The following is a 25,476-nucleotide window of genomic DNA, read 5'->3' as shown; positions in this document are numbered from 1 at the left end:
GAGTGTCTCGCCACCCGACTCCGGGGGGCGCGCCACCTCGCCCCCTGGACCCCCCGGTGCCCGAGCCGGGCACCGGGGGGTTGAGGGCTGGGCGCTGCGGCCCGGACCGCGGCGGAGCCGCCGGCCGGGAGCGTCAGGTTCAGGGCGCTAGAGACCGAGGCCCAGTCGGGTGAAGGTGTCCTTGAGGAGGGTAGGCGTCGTCTGCTCGCTGAGCGCCAGGATCCGGGTAGCGGGAGCCTTCGTGGCGGGCGAGAGCTTCCTGGTTGTCCCCCCAGATACCGGCTCCGGAAACCGCCTGCGTTGCCGTCGCTCAGAGTCGGCAGTCCCTGACTGCCCCTTGGGGCAGAGGATGTGCCCCCATAGACATCCCAACCAGGACGATCATTGCCGGTGGTGGATTCGGCAACGTGGCGACAGCGGACGTAGTGCGGACATCGCTGTGCCGAGGACCTGACTACTGAGGAAACACGTTGGCAGATCGACAACGAGCAGGAGCGGAAGCCGCCGCTGGATCTGGTGACCGCCGGACGGAGCGTGCCGGCCAGACGAGTGTGATCGGCGCTCCTCTTGGTGCGCTCGTTCCCGCCGCTGTCCTCGACATCCAACGTCTCGCCGGCAACAAGGCCGCGCGCACCTTGGTGGTGCAGCGGCTGCCCGGGCAGACGGCGGACACCGCTCAGGCTGCCCAGCCGGCCGGTGGAGCCCAGAGCACCGGGTGGGTGATCCCGTTCAAGATCGGCACCGCCCTGACCAACGGCGACGCTGTTCGCGGCCTCGAGCGGATGGAAGACGTCTTATTGAATCTGAAAGAGGCTGTCGACCTGCCCGACATCCAACGGGGCTGCGATCAGATCATCAACACCTCACTCCGCTCGGAGATCGAGCGCCTGCTTCAGTTGAAATCTGCCGACGCCCTGAGCGGAGAAGAAACCGACGCCCTGCGCCAGCTCGGAAAGTACGTGGCAGACGACTACAGGGACTTGACGAACGCAGTCAAGAAGAAGGTGCAGGGCGCGCTCGAAAATGTCAAAGCCCGCTCCACCTCCGCCGAGGAAGCCCAGGTCGCCGAGGAGCTCCACAACCGATTCCTCGAAGGAGACAAGGAGGGAGTCGAAGCCGCCAAGGAAGGCCTCGAGGGGATCAAGAAGTACTCCGAGTCAGCGACCAAGGTCGCTCAGTGGGCCGACCGTATCCGGGGCGTCGTCAAGATCGTGGGCCCCGGGGAGGAGGAGGTCGAGGAGGACGAGCTCATGGAGCTACTGCAGGGCAAGAGCACGTTGTCGGAGGGCCTCGAGCACGTCAACCAGATGTTGTCGGCAGCCGGCGTGATCGCCGACATCGTGGGGATCGGACACGATCCGAAGGATTCCATCGACCGCACGGTCGACGAGATGGACGCCACCATGTCCGCCATCGGCGTGGGGCTCTCGTTCGTGAAGGCGGTTCCGTTCATCGGTGACCTCTGGAACAAGTACTACCTGCCCCTCACCCAGGCCTGTCTGAGAGGGATCAAGGTGCTGGCCCGCTATCAGGACGAGCAGAACCGCCAGTGGGCCTACGTGGACAAGAGCTCGACCCCGGCGGGCCAGGTCCCGATGATCCCCCAGGAGAGCCTCGCCAACTTCCCGGGAGGCCAGGAGGTCTTCGACTACATGTACCGCCTGGTCAACAACATGGGCCCGCGAATGAACGAAGACGTGTCGGATTGGTTCCTCGACCATCGTGAGATCCTCCAGGCGGGCGAGAAAGACGAGACCGGAGCAAAGGACGAGATCGACGTCGAGGGCGGATCCGTGTGGTGGGACCCTTTCACCTACGGTGACAAGGAAACATCGGCTGGACTCGAAGGATGGCTCGAACGCCACCGGGACACGGTCTGGGCGGAGTTGTACGGCAACATCCCGAAACACTGGTAACGGTGGTCGTTCCCCACGCACCGATAAGTAAGCACCTACTGACCTATATCTAGCCAGCCGCCGACCGGGTAGTCAACCGGCTCTTCCCGCCCCTTTCGATGACTGCTGACGCCGCCCGGCTCGTGTCGCTGTTCGAGCGTGGCGAGCGCCTGTCCGCCGCGGGCAAGACCCTGATGGCGGCCAGGGCGGTGGAGTGCCACCAGTGGGCGCGCGACGGAGCGCAGTCCCCCCGGGAGTGGCTGTCCCAGGTTTCTGGTGTTCCTCTCGGCTCGGCGCAGCGCACCCTGGACACCGCGGAACAACTTGTGGCCCAACCCGAGCTGGCCGGCGCCTTCAAGGCCGGCGACCTGTCGCCGGCTCAGGCGGCTGAGATCTCCTCCGCGGTGGCCGAGAACCCCGCGGCCGCCCCCCGGCTTCTGCGAACTTCTACCGGATGCGAAAGCGCGCGCTGCAGGCGATCGTCTCCACGCTCGTCTCGCAGGTCCGGGAGTCGGTTCCGGTGGGAGGCTAAGGGCCGAGCAGCGCGAGGGGAACGACTCCTATGCCGTCTGGGCGGCGGTACGCCTCTGCACCAGTTGTGAGGATTATGGCGTCCAGGAGGTCGTCTCCGATGCGCTGGGCGAGCCATCGCACATGCCGGACGTCGCGGTCATTGACCGCCTGGGACAACTTGACCTCCACCGCGACGACACGCCCGTCCCCCCGCTCCACGATCATGTCGACCTCCCGATCGCCTGAATGGGTGCGGAGGTGGGCGACGCCGGCATCCAGGCCTTGCGCGTACACGCGAAGCGATAGAGCGGCCAACGATTCGAAGAGCGCCCCGAGCAGGGTGCCGTCGCGTGGGACCTCCGGACCGGTCGGGGCGTTGTCGATCAGGCCGTCGGCGCCGATGCCCAACAAGCGTGCGGCTAGGGCCGGGTCGGCGAGATGGTGGCGTGGTGCGCTGGCGAGGCGGGACAGATGGTTGCGGGTCGGGAGCCAAGCCGGGAGCTCGTCGAGGATCCACAGCTGTTCGAGGATCCGGCGACTACACCGCTGTTTCGTGCGAAGCCGGCCTCGCTACGAAGCCGACTCCTCGTCGGACCCATTGAACCCGGCGCCGGCGCCGGCATCCCAGCCCTCGCTCCCGTCGGTCCCTTCCGAGCCGATCGACGCCAGCCAGGCGGCCAGGTCTTCGGTGCCGGCCTCGTCGTCACCCGACGTCCAGAACGTCATCCGCTCCGCCTCGGGGGCGTCCAGGATCAGGTCCCGGTAGCGGGGCATGCCGGTCCCGGCGGGGATCAGCGTGCCGATGATGATGTTCTCCTTCAGGCCGAAGAGGTGGTCTGACTTGCCCTCGATGGCCGCCTCGGTGAGCACCCTCGTCGTCTCCTGGAACGACGCAGCCGACAGCCAGCTGTCCGTCGCCAGCGACGCCTTGGTGATGCCCATCAGCTCGGGGCGACCCTCGGCGGGGCGCTTGCCCTCGGTGACCAGGCCCCGGTTGACCTCGGCGTAGGTTCGGGAGTCGACCCGCTCGCCGGGGAGGAACGGGCTGTCGCCCTGCTCCGCCACGAGGACGCGACGCAGCATCTGGCGAACGATCAGCTCGATGTGCTTGTCGTGGATCGACACGCCCTGGTCGCGGTACACCTGCTGAACCTCGTTGACGAGGTACTGCTGGGTCTCGCGGATCCCCTTGATGTCCAAGAGCTGCTTGGGGTCCTTGGGCCCGTCGACGATCGGATCGCCGGCGGCGATCTCCGCACCGTCGTGGACGCCGTCGGCCAGCTTCGAGCGGACGCTGATGCTGTAGGCCTCCTCGGTGCCGTCGTCGGCGACGACGATCACCCGGCGGGCGTTGTCCTCCTCCACGACCCTCACGACGCCGGAGGTGCGGGCGAGGATCGCGGCGCCCTTCGGTGTGCGAGCCTCGAACAACTCGACGACGCGCGGCAGACCGTGGGTGATGTCCTCACCGGCGATGCCACCGGTGTGGAAGGTACGCATGGTCAGCTGCGTGCCCGGCTCACCGATCGACTGGGCGGCGATGACACCGACCGCTTCGCCGAGCTCGATGTGCTGGTTGGTCGCGAGCGACCGGCCGTAACAGGCTGCGCACACGCCGTGCTCGGCCTCGCAGGTGAGCACCGACCGGGCTGTGATCTCGGTGACCGACGGATCGTCGCGCAGCGCGACCATGATCGCCGGGGAGATCTCCGTGCCCTCAGGCAGCAGCGTGCCGTCCGACAGCTTCACTTCTCGCGAGAGGATCCGCCCGTCGATGCGCGTCTCGAGGTAAGCCCTCACCTTCTCGTCGTCGGGCTGGATCTCGCCGATGCGGACGCCGCGGGTCGTGCCGCAGTCCTCCTCCCGGACGATCAGCTCCTGGGCGACATCGACCAGACGGCGGGTCAGGTAACCCGAGTCGGCGGTACGCAGAGCTGTGTCGGCCAGTCCCTTACGTGCGCCGTGGGTGGAGATGAAGTACTCCAGTACCGACAGTCCCTCACGGAACGAGGAGAGGATCGGCCGGGGGATCATCTCGCCCCGTGGGTTGGACACCAGGCCCTTCATACCGGCGATCTGGCGGACCTGCTGCGGGTTACCGCGCGCGCCGGAGTCGACCATCATGTCAAGCGGGTTGAACTTGAACGTGTGGAGGGTCTCCTCCATCGCCTTGCCGACCTCGGAGTTGGCGGAGGTCCAGATCTCGATTTCCTTCTGGCGGCGCTCGTCGTCGGTGATGATGCCACGCTTGAACTGGCTCTCGGCCTTCTGCGCCTCGTCCTCGTGGCGGCGGATGATCTCGCCCTTCGACATCGGGGTCTTGACGTCGTCGATCGAGATGGTCAGGCCCGACTGCGACGCGTAGCGATAGCAGAGGTCCTTGATCATGTCGAGGCTGTTGGCCACCTCGAATCGGTTGTAGCGATCCGCCAGCTTTTCGACGATCGAGCCGATGGATGTGTTGCGCTTCCCGACGATGTCGTTGACGTACTCGAAGTCCGCCGGCAGGGCGGTGTTGAAGATGATCCGACCCGGCGTGGTCTCTAGCTCCTCCCACGCCACCGCGCCGTCGTCCGCCTCGCCGTCAGCCGGGACAGGGGTCGGCCGGCGCCACTTGACCACGGCGTGCAGATCCACGTCACCGTTGTCGAACGCCCTCTCCACCTCGTGGATGTGGCGGAACACCCGCCCCTCTCCTACCGCGCCTTCCTTGACGAGGGTCAGGTAGTACGCGCCGAACACCATGTCCTGGGTCGGGGTCACGATCGGGCGACCGGTCGCCGGCGAGAGGATGTTGTTCGCCGAGAGCATCAGGATCCGCGCCTCGGCCTGCGCCTCCGCGGACAGCGGGAGATGGACTGCCATCTGGTCGCCGTCGAAGTCGGCGTTGAAGGCGGTGCACACCAACGGGTGGATCTGGATTGCCTTGCCCTCGACCAGCACCGGCTCGAACGCCTGGATCCCGAGACGGTGAAGGGTGGGCGCGCGGTTCAGCAGAACCGGGTGCTCTTTGATCACCTCTTCGAGGACATCCCACACCTGCGAGCGGCGGCGCTCCACCATCCGCTTCGCCGACTTGATGTTCTGCGCCAGCTCGAGATCGACGAGGCGCTTCATCACGAACGGCTTGAACAGCTCCAGCGCCATCTGCTTGGGCAGGCCGCACTGGTGCAGCTTCAGAGTCGGGCCGACGACGATGACCGAACGGCCGGAATAGTCGACGCGCTTGCCGAGCAGGTTCTGGCGGAACCGGCCCTGCTTGCCCTTCAGCATGTCGGAGAGCGACTTCAGCGGCCGGTTCCCCGGCCCCGTCACCGGACGCCCTCGGCGGCCGTTGTCGAACAGCGCGTCGACGGCCTCCTGGAGCATCCGCTTCTCGTTGTTGACGATGATCTCGGGGGCGCCCAGATCGAGGAGCCTCTTGAGGCGGTTGTTGCGGTTGATGACCCGGCGGTAGAGGTCGTTGAGGTCCGACGTCGCGAAGCGACCACCGTCGAGCTGCACCATCGGCCGGAGCTCCGGCGGGATCACCGGGACGGCGTCGAGGATCATGGCGCGGGGGTCGTTGACCCGCCGACCGTGCTCGTCACGCCGGTTGAACGCCGAGACGATCTTCAGCCGCTTGATCGCCTTCTGCCGGCGCTGCACCGACAGCGGCCGGCGCCCGTCGGACGCGTCGATGGCGTCGCGGAGCTTGATCTCCTCCTCGTCGAAGTCGATCTCGCCGATCAACGACGCGATCGCCTCCGCCCCCATCCCACCGCGGAAGTAGTCGCCGTAGCGGTCCTTGAGCTCGCGCCACAGCAGCTCGTCCTCGATGATCTTGCGCGAGTGGAGGTTACGGAATTCGTCGAAGGTGCGCTTCACCAGGTCGAGCTCCTGGTCGGCACGCTCGCGGATCGCGGCGAGCTCCTTGTCGACCTGGCGCTGGCGCGCCTTCAGCTCCGAGTCCTTGGCACCGTCGGACTCCATCTGGGCGAGTTCGTCTTCGAGCGCCTTGAAGCGCTTGTCGAGGTCGAGGTCGCGCGCGCGCTCGATCTCCGCCAGCTCCTCGGACAGCTCCGCCTCGAGGTTGGCAAGGTCCTCGTGGCGCTTCGCTTCGTCGACCCAGGTGACGAGATTTGCCGCGAAGTAGATGACCTTCTCGAGCTGCTTGGCCTTCAGCTCCTCACGAGCTTCCGTGCCCATCAGCAGGTAGGCCAGCCATGACCGCGTGCCGCGCAGGTACCAGATGTGCACGACCGGCGCGGCGAGCTCTATGTGGCCCATGCGCTCGCGCCGCACCTTCGACCGGGTGACCTCGACGCCGCAGCGCTCGCAGATGATGCCGCGGAAGCGGACCCTCTTGTACTTGCCGCAGTAGCACTCCCAGTCCTTGGTAGGACCGAAGATCTTCTCGCAGAAGAGCCCGTCCTTTTCCGGACGCAGCGTGCGGTAGTTGATCGTCTCGGGCTTCTTCACCTCGCCGTTGGACCACGTCCGGATCGCGTCGGCGGTGGCGAGGCCGATTCGCAGCTGTTCGAAATCGTTTACGTCAAGCATCAGAAACCCCTCTCGGCTGCGCGCCGCGCGTCTTCCTCGTCGGAACCTCGCTCCGGCCGGCTGATGTCGATGCCGAGCTCCTCGGCCGTGCGGAACACGTCCTCGTCGAGCTCGCGCATCTCGATCTCCTCGCCCGTGGTGGAGAGAACCTCGACGTTGAGGCAGAGCGATTGCATTTCCTTGATCAGAACCTTGAAGCTCTCGGGTATCCCCGGCTCGGGGATGTTCTCGCCCTTGACGATCGCCTCGTAGACCTTCACCCGGCCGAGTACGTCGTCGGACTTGATGGTGAGCAACTCCTGCAGCGCGTAGGCAGCGCCGTACGCCTCGAGGGCCCACACCTCCATCTCGCCGAATCGCTGGCCGCCGAACTGGGCCTTACCACCCAGCGGCTGCTGGGTGATCATCGAGTACGGACCCGTCGAACGGGCGTGGATCTTGTCGTCGACCAGGTGGGCCAGCTTCAGGATGTACACGTAGCCGACGCTGATCGGGTTGTCGTATGGCTCGCCGGTGCGACCGTTGTACAGCGTCGCCTTTCCGTCCGAGCCGATGAGCCGACCGCTATCCCCGTAGTCGGTACCGGGCGCCTCGGGAGTCAACGTCTCGAAGATCCGCTTGATGGTCGGATGCCGGCCGGCGTCCTCGGTCTCGTCCCAGTGAGCACCGTCGAACACCGGGGTCGCGATGTGGACCGAGGGCTCCGTCACGGGGCGGGTCTTGCGCTCCATGCCGGCGACGGGGGTGCGGGCGATCTCGTTTCCCTCCCATCCCCAGCGGGCGGCCCAGCCGAGATGGCTCTCGAGCACCTGGCCGACATTCATCCGGCTCGGCACGCCGAGCGGGTTCAAGATGATGTCGACCGGTGTGCCGTCGGCGAGGAACGGCATGTCCTCGACCGGCAGAATCTTGGAGATGACGCCCTTGTTGCCGTGGCGTCCGGCGAGCTTGTCGCCCTCGGAGATCTTGCGCTTCTGCGCCACGTAGACCCGGACGAGCTGGTTGACGCCCGGCGGCAGTTCGTGCGCGTCCTCACGGGAAAAGACCCGGACGTCGATGACCTTGCCCGACTCTCCATGGGGAACCTTCAGTGACGTGTCGCGAACCTCCCGGGCCTTCTCGCCGAAGATCGCCCTCAACAGGCGCTCCTCGGGAGTGAGCTCGGTCTCTCCCTTGGGGGTCACCTTGCCGACGAGAACGTCGCCGGGACCGACCTCCGCGCCGATGCGGATGATGCCCCTCTCGTCGAGATCCTTCAGGATCTCCTCGGAGAGGTTGGGGATGTCCCGCGTGATTTCCTCGGCGCCGAGCTTGGTGTCGCGGGCGTCGACCTCGTGCTCCTCGATATGGATCGACGTGAGGACGTCGTCGCGCACGAGGCGCTCGGAGAGGATGATCGCGTCCTCGTAGTTGTAGCCCTCCCAGGGCATGAACGCGACCAGAAGGTTCTTGCCGAGGCCCAGCTCGCCCATCTCCGTGGAAGGACCGTCGGCGAGGACGTCTCCCTTCGCGACGGTCTGGCCTTCCTCGGCGAGGATGCGCTGGTTGAGGCAGGTGTTTTGATTGGACCTCTTGAACTTGGCGAGCCGGTAGACCTTGCGGTTGAGCTGGGTGCCCTGCCAGTCGGTCTGGCCCGGCTTGTACTCGACGGTGACGTGGTCGCCGGAGACCTCGGTCACGACACCGTTACCTTCCGCTACGAGCACGTCGCCGGCGTCGCGCGCCGCGCGGGCCTCGACACCGGTGCCGATGAACGGCGCCTCGGGCCGCACCAGCGGCACGGCCTGCTTCTGCATGTTGGCGCCCATCAGGGCGCGGTTGGCGTCGTCGTGCTCGATGAAGGGGATGAGCGCCGTCGAGATCGAAACGATCTGCTTGGGCGAGACGTCCATCAGGTCCACTTCGGTGGGGGGCACGAAGTCGACCTCGCTGGTAGTCCCGTAGCTGGACCCGCCTGCGCCCATGCGAACGCCGGGACCCTGGGGAGCCCGGCGGACCAGGATCCGCTCCTCGGTGAGAGTGCCGTCGTCGGCCAGCTTGGCGTTGGCCTGGGCGATGACGTACTCCTCCTCCTCGTCGGCGGCGAGGTAGACGATCTCGGCGGTGACCTTGCCGTTGACCACCTTGCGGTAAGGCGTCTCGATGAAGCCGTACGAATTGATCCGCCCGTAGGAGGCGAGGTGGCCGATGAGGCCGATGTTCGGGCCTTCGGGGGTCTCGATCGGGCACATCCGGCCGTAGTGCGAGGTGTGCACGTCACGGACCTCGAACCCGGCACGCTCGCGGGACAGACCGCCGGGGCCCATGGCCGACAGGCGCCGCTTGTGGGTCAGGCCCGACAGCGGGTTGGTCTGGTCCATGAACTGCGACAGCTGTGACGTCCCGAAGAACTCCTTGATCGCAGCCACGACCGGACGGATGTTGATCAGCGTCTGGGGCGTGATGGCCTCGACGTCCTGGGTGGTCATACGCTCGCGGACGACCCGCTCCATGCGGGAGAGGCCGACCCTGACCTGGTTCTGGATCAGCTCGCCGACCGAGCGGATGCGCCGGTTGGCGAAGTGGTCCTGGTCGTCGGGCCGATAACCGGGTTCGCTGTTCGCCAGGTGCAGCATGTAGGAGCACGCGGCGAGGATCTCCGACCTGCTCAGCACGCTCTGGCCGGGCTCGGGCCTCTCGAGGTCGATGCCGAAAAGCTCCTCGGCCTTCGCGATCTCGGGGCCGAGCTTTCGGTCGAGCTTGTAACGACCGACCCTCGTGAGGTCGTACCTCTTCGGGTTGAAGAAGGCGTTCTCGAAGTATGCCCTGGCCGACTCCGTGGAGGGCGGCTCGCCGGGGCGGGCACGCTTGTAGATTTCGAGCAGAGCCTCTTCCTGGGTTGGGGCGAGTTCGCGCTCCTTGTCCCACTGTGCCTCGAGGAAGTCGAAGTGGCGGACGAACCGCTCCAGGAATCCCTCGTCGGTGTAGCCGAGCGCCCGCAGCAGCACGAACAGGCTGAGCCGGCGCTTGCGCGCCACCCGGGACCCGGCGGTGATGTCCTTGCCCGGTTTGGCCTCGACGTCGAACTCGATCCATTCACCCCGATACGGGTGGATGGTGCCGGTGACGTAGGTCTTGGCGTCACGGCCGGGCTGGAAGATGACACCGGGCGAGCGGACGAGCTGTGACACGACGACACGCTCGGTGCCGTTGATGATGAAGGTGCCTTTGTCAGTCATCATGGGGAAATCGCCCATGAAGACGGTCTGTTCCTTGATCTCGCCGGTGTTGGCGTTTTGGAACTGGGCGCGCACGAAGATCGGCGCGGCGTAGGTCATGTCCTTTTCCTTGCACTCCTCCACCGAGAATTTCGGCGGCGGGCGCAGGTCCATGTCCTTGGGGTCGAACTCGAGGATCAGCTTCAGCGAGCCGGAGAAATCCTCGATGGGGCTGATGTCACGGAAAGTGTCAGCGAGCCCCTGGTCTAGGAACCACTTGAAAGAGTCACGTTGGATAGAGATGAGGTCCGGCAGCGGCAGGACCTCATCGAGGTTGGCAAAGGAGAAACGCTCCCGGGACGCGGAACGAGTCGGCAAGACCTACTCCTGGGGGAGAACGGGCTGGAAGATGGCCGTGTGGACGCGCTGAAGCCGCGACGAAAAGTCGGGAGGCGCAAGGCGGGGGACCACGGCAACAGACCATCTTAGGACGGCCGGGGCGCTATGGCAAGGGGCCAGGGGCGCGCAGGGGCGTGGTTTTCGTAGAAGGGTACGGCAACCAGGCCGGTCGGTCAAGGTCTTCGGCGGAAAAACCCTTGCGGCTCGGGCCTTCCGCCGGTACTTCCTTCCGGCTGCCCCCCGGTGGTCGGGCTGCCCCCCCGGGGGGGCCGGGCTGCCCTCCGGGGGCTGCCTGCCTCCTGCCGTACGCCATCCGCCGGCCCCACCACACGGCCTTCTCTGTCCCTTTCCCCCGCTCAGGGCGCGCCCTGAACGGACACGGTACGAGCCCACCGGGGACACTTGCCCGCCACCCGCTGCCCCCCACGCCCCCGCTCCGGTGCACGGCGCCGCCTCCCCGGGTACGTCGTAGCGCGATGATCTACGCGTTGGCCCTCGTCATCGCAGCCTTCTACTCGTGGGCCGTGGCCACGACAGAGCCGTTCACCGTGACAGCCGACGTACTGGTCTCTGTGGGATTCGTGCTCATGGGGGTTCCACTGGCCGGCCGTCTTCGCCGGCGGCGCGAAGGACCCAAGACTGCACGCCCGGACAAGTACCGGACGGGCAAGCTCACCCCCTGGGTGGTCACGATCGGCGTCCTGGCCGTCGTCCAGCTGTCCGTCTACTTCGCCGGCTGGAGCGCCGGCCGCCACGATTACCCCACGCTGAGCTCGCTCTATGACGAGGCCACGAGCAGATCGGAGACCGCCAAGGCGGTCCTCGTGTTCCTCTGGATGTCCCTGGGCTGGGGTCTGTTCCGGCCCCGCCCAGCACCCCCGGAGCCTTCGTGACGAGGACCGCCGTCCTGGCGGTGTGGGCGGTTGTGGCGGCCCTGTTCGCCGCGTGCGAGCTCGTGTCGATAGCCACCCACCGCCGCTATACAGGGGTGCAGGGGTTTCTGGATCGTATCGGCGGTGCGAGCAACCGCCGGCTCGTGGTCCTCTTCGTCGGCTGGATGTGGGTCGGCTGGCACTTCTTCGCCCGTTGATCCGGCGCCGGCCGGTGCGCCGGCTACTGGTTGCCGGCGAGATCCCGTCGCATCCGCTCGCTCGACCGGGCAGCGTGGTCGAGGATGTTGCGGGCCATGGACGACTCGTACGTCTTGGCGCGTGCAGCGTAGACATCCGAGCGCACCTTGTGCGCTTCCGCCGAAGCAGGGTCGGCCAGCACCGCGAACTCGACCAGATGGCATGAGAGGCGGTGGTTGCCGGCCGCCGCCAGATCGGCCGCCCGAGTCAGCACGGCTTCGAGGCCGCCGGCCAGGCCCACCCATTCGCGAGCCTGCTCTGCGCGAGGGGCCGGGAGAAGGTTGTCCGGCTCGCCGTCGTACCAGCCCCCGTATCGGCGCCACACGTTGCGGACCAGGAACTGTGGGTGGTCGTAGACCGGGCGCAGGTACGGCCTCTCCTTCAAATGCGAAGGAACCTCGACGCCGTGGATCACCTCATCGAGCGTGCACCCCCGGTTCATCAAGGTGAGGGTCTGCTGCTCGAGCGCGTCGAGCAGGTCGGCGGTGTCGCCGAGCGCCTGGCGGATGCGATCCTGCCCGAAGATCGGAAGCCCGTGACCGCTCAGCATGACCTCCGCCCCGAGCGCCGCCATCTCCCGCAACGACTCCGCCCAGTCGCTCAGATACCTCTGCACCTTCTGGGGGTTGCCTGCGTTCGGAACCGCATAGATGAAGAGGTCGCCCGGGTGCAGCAACCGCCGCTCGGGCACCCAGGTCCAGGTGGCGTCGTCGGTCTCGCCTCGGCCGTGGTGCAGCTCGAAGGTGAGCTCACCGGCGCCGAAGGTGACCCGGTCGTGGTACGTGACGTCGGGGAACCGGTAGTCGACCGGCCAGTCGAACTGGTCGACCGGCAGACCGAACTGGCGCTTGTTGATCGCGGCGTTCCAGCCTGCCGTCTTCTGGTAGCGGCGGAAGTGCTCCGGGATAGCGGCGTGGCCGTAGACGACCGGGGGCGGCCATCCCCGCCCGGTCGACTCTTCCTCGAAGTGGGCGGTCCCGAAGACGTGGTCGATGTGATGGTGTGAATAGACGGCCGCGCCCAGACGCGTGTTCGGGCGCCAGTGACGTACTCCCTCGAAGACGACGTCCCGATCGAAGACCCCGCCCGTGTCGAGCATCACCAATCCGTCGCCGGTGTCGATGGCAGTGACGCTCGCGATGCTCTTCAGGTAGAGAACACCGTCGTCTATCTCCTCGGCTTGACGGCCTGACACCGGATGCACCGGGTGATGCTCGAACACGAGGTCGCCCTCACCGTTCCAATGCCTCTCCGCCAGCTCGCGGATGGTCGACATGTGCCCTCCCTCCCCTGCCTAGGGAGAGTGTAGGAGCGGGAATACGGATCAGCGCGCAGGCAGGGCACCCTGCGCTGGCACTACGCCCGCCGGCGGTTTCGCGGGTCCCGGGATCAGTACAGGGGCCGCCTCGCCGGCGCCGACGGGATAGACGTGCTCGCGCTCGAGTAGGCGTGCCATGTCCGATACGTGCATGGGCGGGCTGAAGAGGTAGCCCTGCCCGAGCTCGCAGTTGATCTCCTGGAGGATGCGCAGCTGGTCGATCGTCTCGATTCCTTCGGCGATCACCTGCAGACCGAGGGTGTTGCCCATCGCCGCTACAGCGCACACGAGGTCGCGGCTGGTGTTGCAGGTCATGACCTCCGAGACGAAGGTGCGGTCGATCTTCATGATCTCGAGCCGCAATCGCTGGAGGTACCGGAGCGAGGAGTAGCCCGTCCCGAAGTCGTCGACCGCAATCGAGACGCCGGCGGCGGCGAGGCGCCCTACCGACTCGGCGACCGGCTCGAGGTCGGCTTCGAAGGCTTGCTCGGTGATCTCGAGCACGAGCTGATCGGCGGCAAGGGAATGCCACTCGATGAGCGCGAGGACTCGTTCGACGAAGCCGGACGAGGCGAGCTGGCGAGGCGAGACGTTGACCCCGACGGCCAGCCGGTGGGCCGGGCGCAGCCCCTGCAGCTCCACCAGGTCAGCGAGTGCCGTCGCGAGGACGTGGTCACCGATGGCACCGATGCTGCCGGCCTGTTCGGCGAAGGGGATGAACACGTCGGGGCGGACCGATCCCAGCTCCGGGTGGCGCCACCTGGCGAGTGCTTCCACTCCTCTGATCCAGCCGGTCGCCAGGTCGACGACCGGCTGGTAGACGACATGGATCTGGCGCATCTCCGGCGCCGCTATCTCTTCCCTGATCCTCAGGTCCCGGGAGACGTCTCTGCGGTCCTCTCCGGTCAGCACCTTGACGGTGCTCGACCCGGCGCGCTCCGCCTTGGCGCGATACATGGCGGCGTCCGCGTGGGAGAGAAGCCCGCTGCCGCTTTCGCCCCGCTGGCCGACGACGATCCCGATGCTCGTCGCGACGACGAAGCGCTGCTCGCCGATCTCGATCGGCGCGTCGAAGCAACGAAGCAGCCTCTCCGCTAAGCGGTGGCGCCGCTCCTCGTCGACGCCCGTGGCGATGACCGCGAACTCGTCGCCTCCCAGGCGCGCCACGACGTCGTCACGCCGCACGGCGTCGGTGAGGCGGCGCGCGATCTCCTGCAGCACCCCGTCGCCGACGGCGTGGCCGTGGTTGTCGTTGATCAGCTTGAAGTCGTCGAGGTCGAGAAGGGCGATCGCGACCGGCCCCAACGACGCTCGCGCCAACGCGTGATCCAGCCACTCGGTCAGCCCGAGCCTGTTCGCCAGACCCGTGAGCTCGTCGCGCCGCAGGGCGGCTTCGAGCGATTTCTCGCGGTCGAGCAGGGCCAGGACCAGCCGCTGGCGGTCGCGCGAGGCCGCCAGCTGCCGTATTCCCAGGGCGATCGCCACTCCCAACGCGGGAATCACCTCGGCCCGAGGCATGCCCTCGTCTCTCAGGATCGTCCGCGTTGTCATCACCATGCAGGCGAACAGCGGGAGGAACGGCGCAACCGAGAACGCCCAGGACGATCCTCCGGCCAGGTCGTCCCTGGTTTCGGCTGGCGTGGGAGGCGTGGCAGCCGCGCCGACGAAGAGCACCAAAGCCGCCTGGTAGAGCATTTGCGAGCCCTTTTGCGCGGCTGCACCGTGGGACATCGCGGACCAGATGTCGTTGGCCGCTACCACGCCGAAGCCGGCCACCATCCACAACACCATCCGCCGGCACAGGGCGGACGTGCGGGCAAGGACCGCCAGGCCGGCGGAGAGAACGAATACGTCGCCGACTGGGTAGGCGAGGGCAACGACGCCAGCGATTCCTCGTCCGTCGGTCCCGCGGCTCACTCCGAGGGTGAGAAGCAGGTACCAGAGCGAGGTCCCGGCGAGCAGCCCGTCTGCGAGTGCCCTGGCACGGTGACCAAGTCTCGGTGACGCCGTCGGGAATGAGAGCAGCCCCGCGACGGCGAACGGCACGTAGCCGAGCCCTATGTAGTCCGAGATCCAGGGCGTTGGCGGAGCGTGGCCGACGACGGCGTCGTACAGCGGAGGCAAAACGGCAGCGGTGAATGCGGTGCCCAGGGCCGCCAGCAGGAACAGCCGGGTGCGCCTGAGAAGATCGCGGCGACGCGGCCCATGTACAAGAAGCGCGGCGACGACCATGATCGTGACGACATTGGTCGAGACACGTTCAGTGGCTCCGCGCTGCGTCGCCGCGAGCGACAGGGCGGCCACCCCTCCGCAGCCGATCGCGACCGGCACCCGGCGCAGGGCATTGGCGATCGTCCCGCGCCGCACTCGCCGGTCGCCGCGCCGCCCCCCGCCTTGCAGAGCCACGGCCGGGGCCCCCCAACGGATCGCCATCGCGGGAAGTATCGGTTCGGGCCTGCTATCTCCTGTAGCGGTCCACGTATAAATAGCCCGTTGTGACTACTCGCCGGTATGGGTCAGTCGTTGGCGCAGGATTGCGCCGGCGGCTCTGGCCGCCCGAGGAGGTAGCCCTGCGCCTCGTCGCATCCGGCCCGTTTGACCATCTCCAACTCCGTGGGCGTCTCTACGCCCTCGGCGACGACGGCGAGCTTCAAGCTGTGGGCCAGTTCGACCATGGCGGTGACGATCGCCGTGTCCCTGCCCTCCTCACCCAGACCGGACACGAAGCTGCGGTCGACCTTCAGGACGTCGATCGGCAGGCAGCGTAGGTACGCGAGGGACGAGTATCCGGTCCCGAAGTCGTCGATCGACAGCCGTACCCCTGTCGCCTTCAGGTCACGAAGTACCCGTTGTGCGGCCGATTCGACGGTGACGATCACACTCTCGGTGATCTCGAGCGTGACGGCGCTGGGCTTCAAACCGGTCTCCGCGAGGATGCCGGCGATGTACTCAGCGAGACCCTCGTCGCCCAACTGGCGCCCGGAGACGTTGACAGCGACGCCGACGCCCGGTCTTCCGGCCCGTCTCCAGCGAGCGCAATCCCGCAGCGCGCGCGAGAGAACCCACCTTCCGAGCCCGTTGATGACCCCGCTTTCCTCGGCGAGGGGGATGAACTCGTCCGGGCGGACCGGGCCGAACTGCGGGTGGTGCCAGCGTGCCAGCGCCTCCATGCAGACCACGTCCCCGCTGGCTAGGTCGACGACCGGCTGGTAGTGGATCGAAATCTCCCCGCGGTCGGCCGCACCGTGTAGGTCGTTGAGCAGTTCGGGGCGCCGCTTGATGCTCCGGTCGACGCTCTCGTCGTAGATCTGATGGCCGCATCCGCCGCGGTTCTTCGCCGCATACATCGCAGCATCCGCACGGGACAACAACGACTCGGCACTGTCTCCCGGAGCTGCCAGTCCGACCCCCACACTGGCGGAAACGTAGAAGTCCTGCGGCGGGTCACCCAAATGGAACGGCTGGCCGATCACCGCGGTCACCCGCTCCGCCACCGCCGATGCCTCCCGCAAAGGGTCGGCGAGGTCAGGGCAGAGGATGACGAACTCGTCGCCGCCGAGGCGGGCGATGGTGTCGCCAACTCGCACCACGCCTCGCAGCCGGGTCGCCACCGCAATCAACAGTTCGTCGCCGGTCGCGTGGCCCGCGAGGTCATTGACCGACTTGAACCGGTCGATGTCTATGAACAGGGCTGCGAACCGCTGCCGGCGATGCGGCTGGCCGACCAGTTGATCGAGGCGGTCGACGAGCAGCGTCCGGTTGGGCAGCCCGGTCAGCCCGTCGTGCACGGCGTTGTGTGCCAGCTGCTCCCTCAACCTCCGGTGGGCTGCGTCGAACTGCCGGATCACGTTGACGATCGAGCTGTCCGATCCCACTCTGGCGATGTCCTGAGCCGAGCGCAGAGCCTCTTTGCCGACTCCGAGTTGAGTTGCGTACAGAGCAAGCCGCTCGCACGTGATATCGCGCCAGGCGAGGTACAGCTTGGTCAGCTCCCCGATCGAGATCGTGTCGTGGAGAGGCGCCGCGCCCGGAGCAGCCATGTCGTCGCGTTCCTTCGAGCTGGGAAGCTGCCCTGTGACCAGGAAACGACCGAGCGTCGTGGCTCCGAGGCACGTCGTACGGAGGATGTCGTCGCGCACGTGCATGTCGGAAGTGCGCTTCGACTCAGGATGGCGGGCGAGCCACCAGTCGAGCACCGCGTTGGCAACCTCTTTGGAGTGAGCCTGCAGACGCTCGCCGAGCAGCGCTAGCTCAGACGACGAGCCGGCGCTCGTGTCGACGGACGCAGTGTCGATCACTGCTCCTCCCGCTGCGGGTCGGTCTTCCCCATTGGACAAGGGATTCGGCCAGACGATGGACCCCCTTTACCGGTTTTGCGCCCAAAGGCTGTTCACAATCGCACCTACCCGGAAGACGGCGAAGGTGCAAACAGGCAAAGCGTGAACCGAGAACCTGATTGAGCCTCCGTTTATGTCGCTGTGTGATTGCCGGCACACCATCAGTCGCCACTGGTCCGCATCAGAGAGATCGGATCGACAAGGGGCAAAAGGGTAGGCAGCGGATGAAGGCAGCTGTAGTGATCACAGCGATAGCGGGGAGCATTCGGCTCGCCACCGTGACCGACCCGGGTTTCACCGCTGTTGTCGTCGCGGTGCTCGTGTGCGGTGCTGCCGGTTACGGCCTGTGGTCTAACGGCCGGGCTGGGCTCGAGTGGCTGGCTCCGTGGGGGATCATCACCCTCGGACTCGCCGCGAACGTCGCCGGCGTGATCGTCGGGCGGGGCGACCTCGCGACTTTCGCCGCACCCTCCGCCCTTTCGCTGTCGCTGACGATCTGCGGCGAGGCAGTGGCCGTCGCCGGCCTGGCTCTCGCGCTGCATCAACGCCTGCCGGGTCGCTGGGTCGAATCGTTGGCGGGCGCCGCCGTTTCGATCCTCGCCCTCATGGTGCCGTTGGTCGCCCTGTTCGTCGTTCCGGAGCTCGGTTGGTATCCCGGACGGGAGCTCTCGACGATGGCCGCTCCTCTGCTGGCTTTCCTGATGCTGTGGATGGGCTGCAGCACCAGCGCGCCGGGACACCGCCAGCCCATCGCCTACCGCTACCTGCTGGGTGGGTTCGCGTGCCTGTTCGTGGCCCACGCCGCGGCGACGTCCCTATATCTCGCCGGCGCGCAGTGGTCCTCGGTTCCCGTTGACGCAGTCGAGCTGTTGGGCCTGTGCCTGTGGGCGTGCGCCATCTTGCACCCGAGTCAGCGTCGCCCTCTGGACCCCGTGCCGTTCCGTTCCTCACCACCAGGCTGGGCCCAGATCGCCATGATCCTCGTGGCGGCGCTGGTAGCTCCAGCAACGCTGGCGACGACAGTGGTTCTGCACGCTCGCGCGAACCTGGCGGTTCTCGCGACTGGTTCGGTAGTGCTGCCGATACTGATCGTGCTTTACCTGCTCTATTTGGTCTTCGCCCGTTCTTCAGCGGAGTACCGCGCGCAGCACGATCCCCTGACTGGTGTCTGCAACCGCAAGCTCTTTGACGACCGCCTCGACGCGGCGCTCATCGAGGCCGGTCGCGGCGGCAGCAGCCTGGCGGTGATGTTCTTGGATCTCGACCGGTTCAAGAGCATCAACGACAGCCTCGGCCACGCCGTTGGCAACCAAGTTCTGCAGGCAGTAGTGCAGAGACTGCAATCTCGGCTCCGCTCCTGCGACGTCCTCGCGCGTATGGGCGGAGACGAGTTCACCATCCTCATGCCCGACGTTGGGGGCAAGGAACGCGCGGCCAACCTGGCGCATCGGCTACTTGGCGCATTCGCAGAGCCGTTCCACGTCGGCGACAAACTGCTGCCGGTTCAGACCAGCATCGGCGTGGCGATCCACCCGGACGACGGAACGGACGGTGAAACCCTCATGAAGAACGCCGACACGGCCATGTACCAGGCCAAAGCGGCCGGCAGAAGCACCTACATGGTCTACAACTCCGCGATGAGCGCCCGTGCCGAGCTGCGATTCGTGCTCGAGTCGAGCTTGCGGGGGGCGCTTCAGCGAGGCCAGATGGCGGTGCACTACCAGCCCAAGTTCGGGCTCGGGGGGTTGGAGATCAAAGGTGTCGAGGCACTGGCCCGGTGGCACCACCCGCGTCTCGGCTTCATCCCGCCGTCGGCGTTCATTCCGCTAGCCGAGGAGACCAGCCTGATCGCGTCGCTCGGCGAGTGGGTGCTCGAGAGCGCCTGCCTGCAGGCGAAGGAGTGGCAGGAGAAGGGCTACCCGCGCCTCCCCGTCGCCGTCAATGTGTCCCCCCGCCAGTTCGTACGCCAGTCGGTGGTGCGGATAGTCGAGAACGTCCTCGCCCGCACCGGGCTCGACCCGACGCTGCTGGAGCTCGAAGTCACCGAGAGCGTGCTGATCGAGCACATGAAGGAGACCGCTCGCAGCCTCGGCGACCTTCGTGAGATGGGCGTGCGCTGCTCAATCGACGATTTCGGCACGGGCTACAGCGCCCTCACCTACCTGACCGACATGCCGGTGGATGCCATCAAGATCGACCCCTCCTTCGTGCGCAAGATCGACACCGGCGGAGGCGCCCCGATCGTCGGGGCGGTCATCGACTTGGCCCACAGCCTCGGCCTGTCGGTGGTCGCCGAAGGGGTCGAGACGCAAAGCCAGCTCCAGTTTCTCTCCGACCACGCCTGCGACCTGTTGCAAGGGTTCCTCTTCAGCCCAGCGGTCCCGGCCGGCGACATCGAGACTTTCCTCACCGACCCACCGCGAGTGCTTCTCCTAGACGGGCTCGACGAACCCGCGTCGCGGGCGCCCGAGCCGCTTGTGATGCCGCCGTGGCGGCTGGCGGAGGTCCTCGCGGGCATTGGACCGAACGGGACCTGGACCGACGTAATGATCCGCAACGTGGGGTCCGTCCTCTCGGCATTGCGTGAGGAGGAAGTGATCCAGGTGTCGGTCGCGCGAGCGTCGCGCCTGATCCCTGCTCGCCTGGCTATCGGCACCCTGGCAGGGTTGGCGTCGGTCACCGGCGGGCTCGGCCTCGCCGGCGGTTTGGCACCGATCCACAAGGTGGCCACCGATCTTCTCCAAGAGGCCGGTGCCGTCGCCCTGCCGAGCGCCCCGGCTGGGTTCTAGCAGCGGGATCAATCCGGGGTCCCCGCCCTGTCTCGACCGAACGGCGCCGGCGGTGAGAGACTGCACCCGGCGCCGCATGCAGGGCGCCGCTGGTCGGATGAACGGGGGATTTCACGGTGGCAACGACGAACGGCGTGGCAAAGACCGACAACACCGAACTCGACGTAGTCGTCGTAGGCGCCGGCTTCGCCGGCCTGTACCTGCTGCACCGACTACGCGGGCTAGGGTTCTCCGCGAAGGTCTTCGAGTCGGCCGACGACGTCGGCGGCACCTGGTACTGGAACCGGTACCCGGGGGCCCGCTGCGACATCCCGACCACTGACTATGCCTACAGCTTCGATCCGGAGCTGGAACGCGAATGGAGCTGGTCGGAAAAGTACGCCACGCAGCCGGAGATCCTGTCCTACCTGCAGCACGTAGCCAACCGCTACGACCTTCGCAGGGACATCGTCTTCTCGACCCGCGTCGACTCGGCAGTGTGGGACGGGGATGCCAACCGCTGGCGGCTGGTTACCGACAAGGGCGACACCGTCGTGTGCCGTCATTACGTGATGGCTACCGGCTGCTTGTCGCTGCCGAAGGCCCCCGACATCGAGGGAGTCGACCGCTTCCAGGGGGAGGTCTACTTCACCGGCCGGTGGCCCCACCACAAGGTGGATTTCACGGGAAAGAGAGTGGCCGTCATCGGCACCGGGTCGTCGGGCATCCAATCGATCCCTCTGATCGCCGAGGAGGCCTCGCAGCTCGTCGTGTTCCAGCGGACCCCGAACTTCTCGGTTCCGGCGCACAACGGCCCTCCAGATCCGGAGCGCTTGGCCGCCCTTGCCGCGGACCGCGAGGCTTACCGCGAGTCTGCGAGGTGGTCGCGCGGCGGAGTCCCGACAGAGATGACGGCGATCATGGGCGTCACCGCTCCGGAGGAGGTCAGGCGCCAGCGGTTCGAGGCGGCATGGGAGGCGGGAGAGCTCTTCGCGATCCTGAGCGTGTTCGCCGACCAAGGTGTGAACCTCGCCTCCAACGACATCCTCTCGGAGATGATCCGAGAGAAGATCCGCTCGATCGTCGACGATCCCGACACCGCCGAGGCGCTCTCCCCCAAGGACTACCCGTTCGGGACCAAACGGCCCTGCCTCGACACCAACTACTTCCAGACGTTCAACCTGCCCCACGTGCACCTGGTGGACCTTCGCAAGACACCGATTTCCACGATCACCGAGACAGGTGTCGACACTGTGGACGAGTCCTTCGAGTTCGACTCGATCGTCTTCGCCACCGGCTTCGACGCGGTGACCGGAGCCCTCGTGTCGGTGGACATCACCGGCCGCGAGGGTCTGACGCTCAAGGAGAAATGGGCGGACGGCCCTTCGACCTATCTCGGCCTGACCGCGGTGGGCTTCCCCAACTTCTTTGCGATCACCGGACCCCAGAGCCCCTCGGTCCTGTCCAACATGGTCGTGTCCATCGAACAGCACGCCGACTGGATCGCCGACTGCCTCGAGTACATGCGCGAACACAATTTCGAGACCATCGAGCCCACCCCGACAGCCGAGGCGGGCTGGAACCAGCACTGTGACGACTGCGCGGCCATCACCCTGTACCCGCTGGCGAATTCGTGGTACATGGGGGCCAACGTTCCGGGCAAGCCCCGGGTGTTTCTCCCCTATATCGGAGGTGTCGACAACTACCGCGGCGCGTGCGATGACGTAGCGGCGAACGGCTACCTCGGCTTCGAGCTGAACGGACCCGGAGGCTCACAATGCCAAGATGGCGTCGTTCGCCGCATGCAGCCGGACGTGGCCCTCGTGCTGCAAACGATGGAAGCCCTCGGGCTTCCCCCGATCGAATCGCTTCCCGTAGCCGATGCACGGGCCTTTATGGACGCGATCGCGACTCAGCGTCCCCCGGGCCCAGAAGTCGGCGAGATCGTCGACGGCGTGCTCCCGGGCCCAGCCGGCGACCTGGAGTACCGCCTCTACCGGCCGGAAGGCCCCGGGCCGCATCCCGTGGTCGCCTACTTCCACGGGGGTGGCTGGGTCCTGGGTGCCAAGGATTCTGACGAGCCGTTGTGCCGCGATCTCTGCGTCCGGTCGGGCGCGGTGGTCGTCTCGGTGGACTACCGCCACGCTCCCGAAGCCCGCTTCCCCGCCGCGGTCGATGACGCGTTCGCGGCAGTCGAGTGGATCGCTTCGCACGCGACCGAGCTCGGAGGTATACCCGGACAGCTGGCCGTCGCCGGCTGGAGCGCCGGTGCCAACCTCTGCGCGGTAGTGTGCCAGCTTGCCCGTGACGCGGGCGGGCCTGACATCCTCGGGCAACTCATGCTCACTCCCGTAACGGACTGCGACATGGGACACGCCTCGTACCAGGAGAACGCCGAAGGGTACATCCTCACCGCCGCGCTCATGCGCTGGTTCCTCGACCACTACGTCGAGCCAGCAGACCGTCAGGATCCTCGTGTCGCGCCGCTACGGGGTGAGCTCTCAGGCCTTCCGCCGGCCGCGATCGTGACAGCCGACTTCGACCCCCTGCGCGATGAGGGTCAGGCATACGCCGACGCGCTCGAGGCTGCCGGGGTGCCTGTGCGGCGGATCCGGGCGCGCGGGCACACCCATACCTCGGTGACCATGGTCGACGTCGTGATCTCGGGAGCGCCGGTGCGCGCCGAGATGACCGAGGCCTTGACGAGCTGGTTTCCCGCGCCGGTTAGAAGCTGACCGGTAACGCAGACGGCGCCACGCCGACCATCGGCGCGTTGATCGGGGCGCCGCCCGTGGACCCGTAGAAAGGAGCGTTGTAGTTGAAGATCCCACCGTCGGAGGCGTCGAGCCAGTAGCCACCGGTCGCGGGGTCGACTGACATTCCGACGATCGGCTTGTTCAACGGCGACCCGCCGTGCGAACCGTAGTACACCGCCCCCGGTCCGTAGTTGAAGATCCCACCGTCCGACGCGACCAGGTAATACCCGCCGCCGCCGGGTGCCACCGCCATGCCCACTATCGGCTTGTTCAACGGCGACCCGCCGTGCGAACCGTAGAAGGGCGCTCCACCTAGGGCGAAGATCCCGCCGTCGGAGGCCACCAGGTAGTAGCCGCCTCCCGGTGCAACAGCCATCCCCACGATCGGAGCGTTCAAGTGCTGGCCGCCCTGCGAGCCGTCGAAGGGGGCTCCCCCGTAGGCGAAAACCCCACCGTCCGACGCCACCAGGTAGTAACCGCTCTGCAAGTTGGTCAGCTGGAACGGGACGGAAAGGGCACCAGTCACGGCTGCGGTCACGCTGAAGGGGCCTGCAGCGGTGCCCGCTGCCAAGGCTGAAGAAGTCGCGACACCATTTGCGTCAGCAACCACCACGCACTGGTTAACCGTGGGATTTCCCCCCGCGCACGGCGCAAAGGTTGCGGTCGGCCCACCACTGGGCGTTGAGAAGGTCACCTGGGCGCCAGCGACGGGGTTGCCATTGCCGTCGATCACCTTCACGCTCAGGGGGGAGGCGAACCCGCCGGCGGCGAGCGCCTGCTGACCCGAGCCGCCCACCACTGAAACCAATACGGCGGAACCCGCGATATTGGTGAGGGAGAAGGCGGTCGAGGCGGCACCCGAGACGGCTGAAACCGCCACCGCACCCGTGGTGGTGTTGGCCGTCACTACGGACGAGGTGGCGTTGCCGTTCGAATCCGTCGACACGGTGCATTCGTAGGGTTGAGGGTTACCTCCAGTGCAGGAGGCGAACGTCACGCTCGCGCCTGATGACGGAGCCGACAACGCCACAGAGACGCCGGGTTCCACGTTCCCGAAGGAGTCCGTCACCTTGACCTCCAGCCGGGTCCCGTATGCGGTACCGACCGCCGCGCTCTGGGAGTTGCCGGCCTCGAGCACCATCTTGGATGGGTTGCCCGCCAGGTTGTCGAGGCTGAACGAAGATGGCGTGGCCACCCCAACAGCCGACGTGCTCACGCTGAACGAACCAGCTGTAGTGCCTGCGGTCAGCGCCGGCGAAGTGGCGTTCCCCTTCGAGTCTGTGGCGACAACGCAGCGGCTTCCGGAACAGGGCGAACCGAACGTGGCGGTGGGTCCCGATGTGGGAGCGGTGAAGGTCACCGAGAGCCCCGTTACGGGGTTGCCGTAGGGGTCGGTGACGTTGACCTCGAGTGCGCCGTAGACGGCCTGGACGGTGGCGCTCTGGGAGTTCCCGGAAAGGATCGTCATGGTGCCGTCGGGGTGCGAAAGGGCGCACTGGTTGGTGTCGTTGGACCAGGTCGACTGCATCGCGAACGAGCCGGTGGCCATCGTCACGTCGGCCGAAGGCCCATTGTTCAGCCCCCAGGCGCACTCGTCCGCATCCTCGTTGCCCGAAGCGCTCGTCCACCCTCCGGCTGGGTTCTGGTCGGTGAGTGTTTCGGCATACTCGTGCCCTGCGACGATGCTGTACCCGTCAAGAGTGCCGGGAGAGTTGACATATCCTTGGCCACACGCACTCCCGACATCCATGAGATAAGGCATGTTCGTGAACGCGACGTCGCCGTACGGCGATGTCACCGGACCTCCCGTGAATGAATCCCCGCTGTAGTCGTGCCACGCGCAGAAGCCGTTCCGTGGACTTTGGTATCCGTCGGGATCCGTACCGGGAGACGAAAGCACGAAGTACTGGGCGTAGCGGTTGGAAGCCGCTGTGGTGTTCCCGAAGTGGGCCGCTGCGGCGACCGCTTCCTGTCCGATCTCAGTATCGCTCGCCGTTTGCGGCTCAGCCGAAGAGTTGTCGAACCAGACGCCGGCGAGTGCCCCGCCCAGAGGGAAACCGACGTGTGCCGAGCCGGCCGGGCACGTCGTCGCACCGGTACCGACCGAACCATCGCAGTACTGCGTCATGGTTCCCGACCACAGCTCGCTGCCGGTGCCGAGTCCCTTGAACATCTCCTGTATGTACGGTGCCCCGTTGTCGTAGTCACCGGTGAAGGTGAGGTCGCCGTTGCCGTCGGTTCCCTGCGTACCCCATTGCGAACCCCAGAAGACGAGGTACACCTTCGGGGTACCACTCGTCACCCCGATGCCGTCGATCCCTCCGCCGTACGACAGGGTGTTGCTCGAACTCGCGGTCGTGCTCGCCTGTGCCTGCTCGTAGGCATGCATCTTCTTCGCTGTAGCGATGGTCGGCACGACCCCGTGGCGGTAGGGGTGTCCGTACGCCGGCGAATAGGGGTTGGCCGGCGGAGTCTGCGGGCTCGAAGCGGCCACTGCCGGCGCGGCGGGCGCGGCGAGGAAGCCGGCGAGAAGCGCGACGAGGCCGGCGAGCTGAGCTAGGCGGGAAGCGCGCAACCGCATGCTTGGTTCAATATCGGACGGTTATGAAGCGGGCCTGAGA

The 25,476-nt window shown here is 66.7% G+C and carries 12 protein-coding genes; 5 read left to right on the top strand and 7 right to left on the bottom strand.

The window, feature by feature from the left end:
* The first annotated feature begins 470 nt into the window (after positions 1-470).
* On the top strand, positions 471-1,916 hold the full coding sequence (locus VNF71_03475) for a hypothetical protein (protein ID HVA73604.1): 1,446 nt from the start codon (positions 471-473) through the stop codon (positions 1,914-1,916).
* 507 nt (positions 1,917-2,423) lie between these two features.
* On the opposite strand, the gene VNF71_03470 is transcribed toward VNF71_03475, so the two are convergent.
* From VNF71_03470 to VNF71_03460, 3 genes are read right to left on the bottom strand one after another with little or no spacing between them, the layout of a single operon-like run.
* Positions 2,424-2,921: a DUF4143 domain-containing protein gene (locus tag VNF71_03470; protein HVA73603.1), complete on the bottom strand. Its 498-nt coding sequence runs from the start codon at positions 2,919-2,921 to the stop codon at positions 2,424-2,426.
* Positions 2,922-2,978: 57 nt separating this feature from the next.
* Positions 2,979-6,950: a DNA-directed RNA polymerase subunit beta' gene (locus tag VNF71_03465; GenBank protein HVA73602.1), complete on the bottom strand. Its 3,972-nt coding sequence runs from the start codon at positions 6,948-6,950 to the stop codon at positions 2,979-2,981.
* Positions 6,950-10,525: a DNA-directed RNA polymerase subunit beta gene (locus tag VNF71_03460; protein ID HVA73601.1), complete on the bottom strand. Its 3,576-nt coding sequence runs from the start codon at positions 10,523-10,525 to the stop codon at positions 6,950-6,952. Before VNF71_03460 ends, VNF71_03465 begins: the two co-directional genes overlap by 1 nt.
* Positions 10,526-11,022: 497 nt before the next feature.
* On the opposite strand from VNF71_03460, the gene VNF71_03455 reads away from it, so the two are divergent.
* Together VNF71_03455 and VNF71_03450 are read left to right on the top strand one after the other, a co-directional pair.
* On the top strand, positions 11,023-11,439 hold the full coding sequence (locus tag VNF71_03455) for a hypothetical protein (GenBank protein HVA73600.1): 417 nt from the start codon (positions 11,023-11,025) through the stop codon (positions 11,437-11,439).
* Complete coding sequence (locus VNF71_03450) at positions 11,436-11,636, top strand: hypothetical protein (protein HVA73599.1); 201 nt, start codon at positions 11,436-11,438, stop codon at positions 11,634-11,636. Before VNF71_03455 ends, VNF71_03450 begins: the two co-directional genes overlap by 4 nt.
* Before the next feature lie 23 nt (positions 11,637-11,659).
* Here VNF71_03450 and VNF71_03445 read toward each other — a convergent pair whose 3' ends face one another.
* From VNF71_03445 to VNF71_03435, 3 genes are all read right to left on the bottom strand, one after another.
* Positions 11,660-12,952, bottom strand: a complete 1,293-nt coding sequence (locus tag VNF71_03445; protein HVA73598.1) for an alkyl sulfatase dimerization domain-containing protein — start codon at positions 12,950-12,952, stop codon at positions 11,660-11,662.
* 48 nt (positions 12,953-13,000) lie between these two features.
* Positions 13,001-15,427 (bottom strand): bifunctional diguanylate cyclase/phosphodiesterase, encoded by a 2,427-nt coding sequence (locus VNF71_03440; GenBank protein HVA73597.1) that lies wholly within the window; start codon positions 15,425-15,427, stop codon positions 13,001-13,003.
* A gap of 83 nt (positions 15,428-15,510) precedes the next feature.
* Positions 15,511-17,292, bottom strand: coding sequence for an EAL domain-containing protein (locus VNF71_03435; GenBank protein ID HVA73596.1), 1,782 nt, complete (start codon positions 17,290-17,292; stop codon positions 15,511-15,513).
* Between the two features lie 263 nt (positions 17,293-17,555).
* On the opposite strand from VNF71_03435, the gene VNF71_03430 reads away from it, so the two are divergent.
* Entirely contained in the window at positions 17,556-20,120 is a 2,565-nt protein-coding gene (locus VNF71_03430; protein ID HVA73595.1) for an EAL domain-containing protein, read from the top strand.
* A gap of 134 nt (positions 20,121-20,254) precedes the next feature.
* Positions 20,255-22,834, top strand: coding sequence for an alpha/beta hydrolase fold domain-containing protein (locus VNF71_03425; protein HVA73594.1), 2,580 nt, complete (start codon positions 20,255-20,257; stop codon positions 22,832-22,834).
* On the opposite strand, the gene VNF71_03420 is transcribed toward VNF71_03425, so the two are convergent.
* A complete protein-coding gene (locus tag VNF71_03420) occupies positions 22,824-25,436 on the bottom strand; it encodes a hypothetical protein (protein ID HVA73593.1) in 2,613 nt (870 codons plus the stop codon). The two genes, VNF71_03425 and VNF71_03420, sit on opposite strands and share 11 nt — an antisense overlap.
* Between the last annotated feature and the right edge of the window lie 40 nt (positions 25,437-25,476).

Source organism: Acidimicrobiales bacterium, assembly GCA_035533095.1.
In the GTDB taxonomy this organism is placed as follows: domain Bacteria; phylum Actinomycetota; class Acidimicrobiia; order Acidimicrobiales; family Palsa-688; genus DATLUM01.
This window is presented reverse-complemented; position numbering and strand designations above follow the sequence as displayed.

Excerpts from the sequence above, each read along its gene's own strand:
- VNF71_03430 (HVA73595.1), top strand. The coding sequence starts at position 17,556 with ATGAAGGCAGCTGTAGTGATCACAGCGATAGCGGGGAGCATTCGGCTC.
- VNF71_03455 (HVA73600.1), top strand. The coding sequence starts at position 11,023 with ATGATCTACGCGTTGGCCCTCGTCATCGCAGCCTTCTACTCGTGGGCC.
- VNF71_03420 (HVA73593.1), bottom strand. The coding sequence starts at position 25,436 with ATGCGGTTGCGCGCTTCCCGCCTAGCTCAGCTCGCCGGCCTCGTCGCG.
- VNF71_03440 (HVA73597.1), bottom strand. The coding sequence starts at position 15,427 with ATGGCGATCCGTTGGGGGGCCCCGGCCGTGGCTCTGCAAGGCGGGGGG.
- VNF71_03445 (HVA73598.1), bottom strand. The coding sequence starts at position 12,952 with ATGTCGACCATCCGCGAGCTGGCGGAGAGGCATTGGAACGGTGAGGGC.
- VNF71_03465 (HVA73602.1), bottom strand. The coding sequence starts at position 6,950 with ATGCTTGACGTAAACGATTTCGAACAGCTGCGAATCGGCCTCGCCACC.